We start from the raw sequence: 9426 nt of genomic DNA, 5'->3' as shown, positions 1-9426 counted from the left end.
TCGAAATCCAGGAGCCCGAGGAAGTAGATGCGCGGCAGTTCGTACTTCTCGCTGGTGTGCACCTGGTTCTCGATGACGCGCGAGATGTAGTATTCCACGCGGTCGCGGAAGAAGTCGTCGCCCTGCTGCTGGACTTCGACCAGCACCTTTTCGCCGGCGTTCGTGGTGCCGATGATGTCAAGAATGCAGTCCTTCTTGTTGAAAACGCCCGGAAATTCCTGCATTTCGAGGGTGATTTCCTTGATGGCGTCGTCGCCCTGCAGGCCAAGCATCGCGTTCACGAGCGAGATGAGAAGCGAGTGGTCCTTTTCCTCGGCGAAGACAATCTTGAAAATGCCGTCACTGAGGATGTAGGCGTACTTGTAAAGTTCCTGGTACTTGAGGAGGTTGCTCTTGTCGATTTCCATCGCCTTGAGCAGGGAGTAATGTTGCGTGCGGTTCATGTAGTGTTGTCATTCCCGCGTAGGCGGGCGGACAGCACTTAGCACTTTAGTGCTTAGTGCGCGTGGCCACCATGGTGGGAATCTCCTGTTTGAAGTTGCGGTTTTGGCTTGCAAACGGAAATGCCGGGACGTAGAACACCTGCGGCACCAGACGGTTGCCGCTCGCAAACCAGTTGAATGACTGATTTTTACGTCCACTTTTACGGCAGACGGTGCTCTACGTTGATAGCCACAGGGCCGGTTCCCTGCAGGGCAACTGTCGCGATTTGCGGATTGTCAAGCTCGCAAAGGGCAACGACCTCAAGCAGATAGTTGAACTGCCTCCCCGAATCGAATACGCTGTCAGGAGGATTGTCGGAATCTACTGAAATGAATATACAATTTTTTGTGCGGCAAGGCAATAGGGTGGCTTTGCCTTATTAGTACCGCCCCAGCACGAGCCGTTTGTTGGGGAGGTCCACCAGCACCTGGAAGTTCTTGTAGAGTCCGACCCCGATGACGCCGACTGCGCCGGACATCTGCACATCGCGATCAATGTCCGCGGGTTGGACTCCGAAGGGAATGTCCACCGTCTCGCCGCCAACTTCGACCGGGAGCGAGAACAGATTGACGGTGTACTTCCCCTTTTGAGGGTGGAAATCCTCGACTGTGCCACAGGAAGTGCCGGTCTTTGCGATGGATTCAGTGAGGTAGTTCGCAATGCTGGCACCCGTATCGAAAATCAGCTTGTGGCTCACCCCGTCAATGACGACGCTGAACACGATGCGGATGGGAAGGCCAGAAATCGGGAATTCCGCAACGGGGTGCACCGGGTCGACCTCGTCGCCCTGGTCCGCGATGACAACTACCGCCTTCCTGTAGTCGAATAGTACCTTGCGCTGGGCGAAGTATTCCAGGCCGCGGAACTCGTCGATGGTCGGGTCCACGTTGCGTCGAGCGTCATTGAGGTAAAGTTCCCCCATGGGCTTGGATTGCTTGTTCTCGTCGTTGATGATGAACGGACAGCCCGTATCGATCAGGGCGCGCCTGCCGTTGTCGGTGATGATGAAATGGTCCTTGACCAGGTCGGCATCGAAGATACTTACCATGAAAACTCCTTTGGAGATGAGGTGTACCTTGATTTATCGCTGGAAAGGGGGAATTTGTAAAGGGGGGGGGATTTTTTGCTCCCCCCCCCCTTTTAGCGTTTTCTTTTTTTGTTTATATTGGTGAAAAAATAGGATTGACACCATGGCTATTAAGAAATCGCAACTTTACAATATCCTCTGGGAGGCTTGTAATGCTCTCCGCGGCGGTATGGATGCTTCGCAGTACAAAGACTATGTGCTGGTAGTATTGTTTCTGAAGTATATTTCTGACAAGGCGAAATCAGACCCGGATGCACTAACGGTTGTTCCCGAAGGTTGCAGTTTTTATGATGTTGTGGAGCATGTCAATCTATCGACAGTCTGTGAGAAGGTGACGACGTCGTTAGAAAAAATTGCCGAAGAAAATCCTTCTCTGCAGGGAGTCATCAATACTGTTGATTTTGGCGATGAGCAAAAACTAGGCAAGGGCGAAGATAAAATTCGTACAGTTAGTCAGTTGCTTAAGGTGTTCCAAAACGAAAATCTTGATTTTTCGAATAACCGTGCTGCAGACGATGATTTGATTGGCGATGCCTACGAATACCTGATGCGAAAATTTGCTTCGCAATCGGGCAAGAGTAAGGGACAATTCTACACCCCTGCAGAAGTGAGCCGTGTGATGGCGAACATAATTGGAATCCATAAGGATCCGCGTACATCTATCATTACTGTTTATGATCCCACTTGCGGCTCAGGTTCGTTACTTTTGAGAGCCCGGGCAGAAGCCCCTCGAGGCAACGTGAGTCTTGATGGTCAGGAAAAGGATCTTGCGACTATCGGCATGGCGAAAATGTCAATGATCATCCATGGTGATGAAGCAGCGAGATTGGAACATGGCGATACATTGAACAATCCGCTCCATAAAGAAAAAGAAAACACGCTTACTCAGTTTGACTATGTCGTGGCGAATCCTCCGTTTTCTATGAAAAACTGGATGAAAACAGCCAAGACGGAAGACACATACGGCCGATGGGGAACAACGGACGGCCTTCCCCCGGTGCCGCCTAATGGTTGTGGAGACTACGCCTTCCTTTTGCATATTGTAGCATCGCTCAAGCCTGATGGTCACGCAGCTTGCATTTTGCCGCATGGTGTGTTGTTTAGGGGAAATGATGAGGCTGATATTCGCGAATGGCTTGTACGGCATCACTTAATAAGCGGTATTATCGGTCTTCCTCCTAACCTCTTTTATGGTACGGGTATTCCTGCTTGTGTTATTATTATTGACAAGCAGAATGCGGTTAAATCCAAGGGCATCTTTATGATTGATGCCAAAGAAGGTTTTGAGAAGGACGGTGACAAGAATAGATTGCGTGAGATGGATATTCGCCGTATTGAAGATGCTTGGAATGCGCGCGAAGACATCCCGCATTTTGCACGCTTTGTCCCATACGAAGAAATATCGGATGCAAAGAACAACTTTAACCTCAATTTGCCCCGCTACATTGCTCCTGTAGATACGGAGATTCAACAGGACATTACGGCACACCTGCATGGAGATATCCCTGCATACGATGTAGAAGAAGTATTTTCGCACTATTGGCAGGTCTGCCCGACTCTTAAAGATCAATTATTTGGTTCATTACAGAACGGCTATTATCAGTTCTTGAAGAATGACGCATCTGAAATTCGTGTAATCATTGATAGTAACAATGATTACAAGCGACATTCTGCACAATACAGAAAAAGTGTTAACGACTTTTTAGACGGTGTCATTCCCGAAATGAAGGCTCTGCCGTTAGGATTTAATCCGAAGGAAAAGATTGAGCAGTGGGGTGACGCTCTTTTGAAACAGGCGGAAAAACAGGAACTTGTTGACCCTTACGAGGTCTATGAAATTCTGCGCTCCTACTGGGCAGAGACGATGCAGGATGACTGCTACCTAATATCGCGTGGTGGCTGGAAGGTCGAAGTTTCTACAGAAAAGAAAAACCCGACTCATAGGGATATCCTGTGTGATCTTTTGCCCGTAGATGTTCTTGTGAAGGAATTCTTTAGTGAAGAAGAAGCCGCTATCGCAAGTCAGGAAGCGGCTATAGAAGAGATAGCATCGCAGATAACGGAGATGGAAGAAGAAAATCCGCAGGAATTGGATGATTCTGTTGCTGGTATCAAGGCGAAACTTGAAATGGTGTCGCAGCCGGAGCCCCTTGAAAACGAAGAGAATGTATTGACGGAATTTTTGCCTTTGCTTGCCATTAAGGGCAAAGAGGGCAAGGCTCAACAAACTGCGTTTATTGATAAAAACAAAGAAGTATTCGCACGGTTAGATAAGGTAAACAAGACGTCTGTGGCAAAACGCCTGAAGATAATCCCTAAGTACGACACGTTTGCGAAAGAAACGGTAGACCTATTTACCAAATATGTTGCAATTCAAGATAAACTGAGCGAAGAAAAGAATAAACTTAAGGCTCTCTTGACGAAAATGTATGAAAAGGCCCGCGCCAAATATGATGAACTCACCGTAGATGAAATCCGTCGTCTTGTAGTTGATTGCAAATGGCGGAAAATAATTACGAATCGTGCTGAATCGCTTTTGTCAGATGTCAATTGGAAGATGACGGCTGATTTGATAGCACTACGTGACCGTTATGCACATACATTGCCGAGTATTGAAACTCGTGCGAATGACTTGCGCGGAAAAGTGAATGAATCGCTTGCTGCGATGGGTATTGAACTTTAATCCGGTGGCTTTATGAAAGAAACTAAATTCAAGCAGACCGACATCGGGTTGATACCGGAAGATTGGGAAGTGAAAAAATTAAGCGATGAATTTGAAATTCAAACGGGATTAACCCCTTCTACTGAAGATGAATCTTATTATGGGAGTGAATACTTATTTGTTAGTCCGGCTGATTTGGGAGAACGAAAGTTTATAACAAAAACGGGAAAGATGCTATCAAAAAAAGGATTTGCTTTGTGTAGAAAATATCCTGCCGGTAGTATTTTGTATACATGTATTGGGTCTACAATAGGAAAGTGTGGGGTGGCTCAATTTGAACTCACATCAAATCAACAGATCAATGCGGTTCTTCCAAATAAAAATTATGAATGTGGCTATATATACTATGTCTTGTATTGCAAGGCTGATGAAATAAAAAATATGGCTGGCCTTCAGGCTGTACCAATAATTAACAAGACGGAATTTGGAAATACCTTAATTCAGGTCCCGCCGACAAAGGGGGAACAGGAAAGTATTGCGAATGCCTTGAGTCAGATGGATGACTTGATTGAGGTTCTTGATGAACAAATTGAAAAGAAAATACTCATCAAGCAAGGGGCTATGCAACAACTCCTTACCGGTAAAACCAGATTACAGGGCTTTAGTCGGCCATGGGTGGAAAAGACGATAGAAGAACTAGGATGTCTTACCGGAGCAGGAGTGGATAAAAAGAATGTAGAGGATGAAACGCCTGTTAGATTGGTAAATTATCTTGACGTGTTTAAACGTGATGTGATATTTGATAGGGATCTTGATTTTTGGACCACGGCGGATGAAACAAAATTGCAACAATGCGATGTACAAGAGGGTGACGTGTTTTTTACGCCGTCTTCTGAGATGCCGTACGATATTGCTTTATCTGCAGTGGCAAAAGAAAGTATGCCCAATGTTTGTTACAGTTATCATATTTATAGACTGAGATTTTCTGAATCTATCGATTTAGACTTTAAAGCATATATGTTTAAAACGGCTGATTTTTATAATCAGGCGAATGTAACGTGCGAAGGCAGTGGAAAACGATACGTTATATCTTTGACCAAATTCAGAAAAATGAAAATTTTTTATCCATCCGATATTGATGAGCAGCATGCTATTGCTAATATACTTTCCACGATGGATGATGAAATCCAAACCTTGCAAGAGGAACGCGACAAGTATGTTCTTGTAAAACAAGGAATGATGCAACAACTTTTAACCGGAAAAATCCGCCTTAACTAGGAGGTCCTATGCCACAAGTGAATACCGAACGCGAAACGCAAAATACGGTCATCGCGCTCCTCAGAGATCTTGACGGCTATGAATATTTAGGGAATCTCTCTGATCAAGAGAATAAGCCCTATATAGAAGAAATCCTCAAGAAATTCCTTACGGAATGCCAGGAATGTTCCGAAAGGCAAGCAGACGAGGCTATAAAAAAACTGAAGGACCTTGTTGCCGCGTGTCACAACGAAGATTCTCTTTATAACACGAATAAAGAAATATACAAATTGTTGCGTTATCCAACATCGGTCAGCCAGGGGGCGGGTCGGCCGAGTAAACAAATCAGTTTAATCAATTGGGGAAATCCCGAAAACAACTTCTTCCACATTGCAGAAGAAGTGACTGTTTGCCGTTCAGCAAATGGCGAACAGCACCGCCGCCCAGATATAGTTGTTTACATCAATGGTATTGCCGTCTGTGTTATTGAACTCAAAAAAGCGACAGTTAGTGTTCGTGAGGGAATTCGTCAAAATATTCGAAATCAGCAAGACGGTCAAATAACGCAATTCTTTTCAACGACTCAATTGCTCTTAGCGGGTTCTGAAAGTGAGGGCGTCTACTATGGCACTGTTCTTACCAAGGAAAAATTTTATCTTCGATGGAAAGAACCTTGTGGAACACATTATCCTGAGCCCACTAAGGAACCGGCTCAGTTTGAGCAGTATTTCCCGGCAAGAGATTATCCGAATGAATTACATCGCTCCTTGTTGCAGATGCTTCGTCCAGGTAGGTTGATTGATTTTATCCACAATTGTGTTGTTTTTGACGGAGGCATAAAAAAGGTTGCTAGGCCTAATCAATATTTTGCGTTACAGGCGGCAAGGAAACGATGCCTTGATAATGAAAGTGGAATAATTTGGCATACGCAAGGCAGCGGAAAATCACTTACAATGGTTTGGCTGGCCCAATGGATTTTGGAAACAATTCCAAAGTCTCGTGTGGCAATTATCACTGACCGTGATGAACTTGATTCGCAAATTACCAACGGCTTTATTGATGCTGATAAGCATCCCGTTCGGGCGACATCAGGCAATCATCTGATTAAAATGCTCAACGGAACCAATGACCGCCAAGGGGAACAGCCTGAACCTGAGCTTATTACCACGTTAGTGCACAAGTTTGGCGTGAGGGGACCTGTTCAACAAGGAGATGCGTCGCCAACATTGAAAGGCAAGATTTCTGCCGAAAAGTATCTGGAACAAGTTGCTGAACACCTGCCGCAAGGATTCAAGGCGAAAGGAAGGCTCTTTGTATTTGTTGACGAATGTCACCGCACTCAGGGGGGCGTGCTGAACAAGGCTATGCGGAAAATTATGGGCGATGATGTGATGCTTATCGGTTTTACGGGAACGCCTTTGCTCAAGGTTGATAAGGATAAACTCACTTCTCGTGAAGCTTTCGGTCCTTGGATTTCTACCTACAAATATGACGAAGCTGTTCGTGATAAAGTTGTGCTTGATTTGCGATATGAAGCCCGCTCTGTAGAACGAGTTCTTTCGGATAAAGATAGCCTGGATGAACTTTTTGAAATAAAAACAGAGAGACTTACTCCTGCGGCAAAGACTCGTCTGCAAAAAAGATGGGCGGTAATGCAAAGTATCTATTCTGCGCGCGAACCGATAAGCCGCGTTGTTGCGCAAATAAAGAGAGACTTTGCCATCATTCCCTGTTTGCGTGAAGGATGGGGTAACGCCATGTTAGTTGCCGAAGATGTCTATCAGGCGTTCCGTTATTGGGCAGAATTTGAACGTGATGGTGAATTTTCGGGAAAGACTGCTGTTGTTACGTCATATAATGGGCAAGAACCTTCGCTTGCGGAAGGTTTTTCTGACAGTGCCAAAACGCAAGCTGAATACAAACATGAGCAGTTTGTCAAAATGGTTGGCGATAAGACTGCAGAACAGTTTGAGGAATATGCCAAGAATGAGTTTATCAAACACCCGGGTTCCATGAAAATCCTTATTGTAGTTGATAAACTGATCACGGGTTTTGATGCTCCGTCCGCTACATATATGTATATCGACAGCGAAATGCATAACCATACGCTCTTTCAGGCTATATGCCGTGTTAATCGAACTAACGGGGAAAAGAAGCAATATGGTTATATTGTTGATTATAGGAATTTATTCGAAGATATAAGCAATGCTATAGAAGATTATACAAATGGGGAGTTTAAAGAATTTGATAAGGAAGATGTTGCCGGACTTTTGAAAAATCGCTTTAAGGAAGCAAAAAAGGATTTAGATGCAGCCTTGACAAAAGTCCGTCGCCTCGCAGAACCTGTAGAACTGCCTCGTGGTATTGACGATTTCTTCAATTACTTCTGTTACAATCCTGCAATAATTGTTGATGCGGAAGAACAACAAGAAGAAATTGTCAAAAATCAGCAAAAACGCGAAGATTTTTACGATGCTTGCGGTGCTCTTGTTCGCTCCTATACGGCAATCGCGTTGGAAATGGACAAAGTGGGCTATACTAAAGAAGAATCAGATAGCATCTGTAAGGAAGTCAAACTTTATGACGATTTGCGGACGGCAATCATGCGCCGTAGTGGAGACTTCGTTGATTTACATTCATTTGATGCCGATATGCGGGCGTTACTTGATGACTATATTGTTTCTCCCCGTGCCGTAGTTCTGCAAAAACTAGATGATTTCTCGTTTTTAGATATTATTGAAGTAAAGCCTGACGATGATTCGCAAACAGGTGTTGATGAAATCGCAGAAGAAGAACTTGGCGGAAAACGAGGTGTGGCCGAAACACTGTATCAAAATGTTCGGCGAGTGATTAATCGCAAACGGGAAACCAATCCTGAAGAATATCGCAAGTTCTCAGAAAAGATAGATCGGTTACTTGAAGAATATCAACAGAAAAAAATTGAATATCAGGAACTGCTCAAACAGATTAAGGTTCTTGCCGATCAGCTCAAACAACAGGAAATGCCGGATCCTCGTGTAGATAATGACTTGAAGAAGGCTCTATACGATAATTTGGGTGAAGATGTTGAATTGGCATTAAATGTTTATGATTCTGTTGCGCAAAGTGCGATGCCTGGATTCCGTACTGATCCCACGCGAAAGAAAATTGTTGAGCGTGCGATTCGAACGGCTCTAGGTTCTACAGATTACGATACAAAAGCTATACTTGACATTGTAATCGCTCAAACCAATTTGTTTTAATGATTATTGATGGACTCGACATACAGGTAGAATTCAAGCCTATCAAGAACACGCATCTGGCGGTTTATCCGCCCGATGGTCGTGTTCATGTATCTGCTCCTAAATATCTTACTGAAAATGATGTCCGGAGTTACATTATTAGTAAATGGGACTGGATTAATCGTCAGCGTGAAGATATTGCGAACACACCACGGCAGACAGAACGTCAATATATTAGTGGCGAAAGCCATTATCTGTTTGGCACTAGGTATTATTTAAAAGTCGAAGAAATAACGACTGGACAGAGCGAAATTGAAATTCGTGGAACCAAGATGTTCATGCGGTTGAATAAGGTGTCTAATCGCCGTGCATTCATGCAGGATTTCTATAGAACGCAGCTGAAACAGGTGATTGAAAGCTTGCTTGAAAAGTGGACCTCGCAATTGTCTATAACTGATTATAATTGGCAAATTAAGAGCATGAAAACACAATGGGGTAGTTGTACAAGGAAATCTAGAACTTTGCTGTTCAACCTTGAACTCGCCCGTGTGCCCAAAGAATGCATTGAGTACGTTGTCGTTCACGAACTCACGCATCTTACAGTGCCGAACCATAACAAGCTCTTTGAAACCCTGATGACTCAACGCTTACCATGCTGGCGCGATATTCGCCAACAAATTGGCGAATTCATTGCGTCAGAATGGAATGGGTAGAAA

General features: G+C 44.5%; 7 protein-coding genes. 5 read left to right on the top strand and 2 right to left on the bottom strand.

Annotated elements, in window-relative coordinates; translation table 11 throughout:
* The coding region (locus tag BUB22_RS12330; RefSeq protein ID WP_175547294.1) for a PD-(D/E)XK nuclease family transposase at window positions 1–443 on the bottom strand (443 nt) is incomplete at its 3' end.
* A gap of 212 nt (window positions 444–655) precedes the next feature.
* Between BUB22_RS12330 and BUB22_RS16780 the strand changes: the two genes are divergently transcribed.
* The gene (locus BUB22_RS16780; RefSeq protein WP_175547293.1) at window positions 656–811 is read left to right on the top strand and encodes a hypothetical protein; all 156 of its coding nucleotides are present in this window, start codon (window positions 656–658) and stop codon (window positions 809–811) included.
* A 51-nt stretch (window positions 812–862) separates the two neighbouring features.
* On the opposite strand, the gene BUB22_RS12325 is transcribed toward BUB22_RS16780, so the two are convergent.
* Window positions 863–1531, bottom strand: a complete 669-nt coding sequence (locus BUB22_RS12325; protein ID WP_073115453.1) for a hypothetical protein — start codon at window positions 1529–1531, stop codon at window positions 863–865.
* 142 nt (window positions 1532–1673) lie between these two features.
* On the opposite strand from BUB22_RS12325, the gene BUB22_RS12320 reads away from it, so the two are divergent.
* From BUB22_RS12320 to BUB22_RS12305, 4 genes are read left to right on the top strand one after another with little or no spacing between them, the layout of a single operon-like run.
* Window positions 1674–4253 (top strand): type I restriction-modification system subunit M, encoded by a 2580-nt coding sequence (locus BUB22_RS12320; protein ID WP_073115450.1) that lies wholly within the window; start codon window positions 1674–1676, stop codon window positions 4251–4253.
* A 12-nt stretch (window positions 4254–4265) separates the two neighbouring features.
* A complete protein-coding gene (locus tag BUB22_RS12315; RefSeq protein ID WP_073115447.1) occupies window positions 4266–5510 on the top strand; it encodes a restriction endonuclease subunit S in 1245 nt (414 codons plus the stop codon).
* Window positions 5511–5518: 8 nt separating this feature from the next.
* Window positions 5519–8731: a type I restriction endonuclease subunit R gene (locus BUB22_RS12310; protein ID WP_073115445.1), complete on the top strand. Its 3213-nt coding sequence runs from the start codon at window positions 5519–5521 to the stop codon at window positions 8729–8731.
* Window positions 8731–9423, top strand: coding sequence for a M48 family metallopeptidase (locus tag BUB22_RS12305; protein ID WP_073115441.1), 693 nt, complete (start codon window positions 8731–8733; stop codon window positions 9421–9423). The genes BUB22_RS12310 and BUB22_RS12305 overlap by 1 nt, the downstream gene beginning before the upstream one ends.
* The last annotated feature ends 3 nt before the right edge of the window (window positions 9424–9426 follow it).

Source organism: Fibrobacter sp. UWCM (assembly GCF_900129735.1).
Classification (GTDB): domain Bacteria; phylum Fibrobacterota; class Fibrobacteria; order Fibrobacterales; family Fibrobacteraceae; genus Fibrobacter.
Note: the sequence above shows the minus strand (reverse complement) of the source record. Positions and strands in the feature narration are given on the sequence as shown.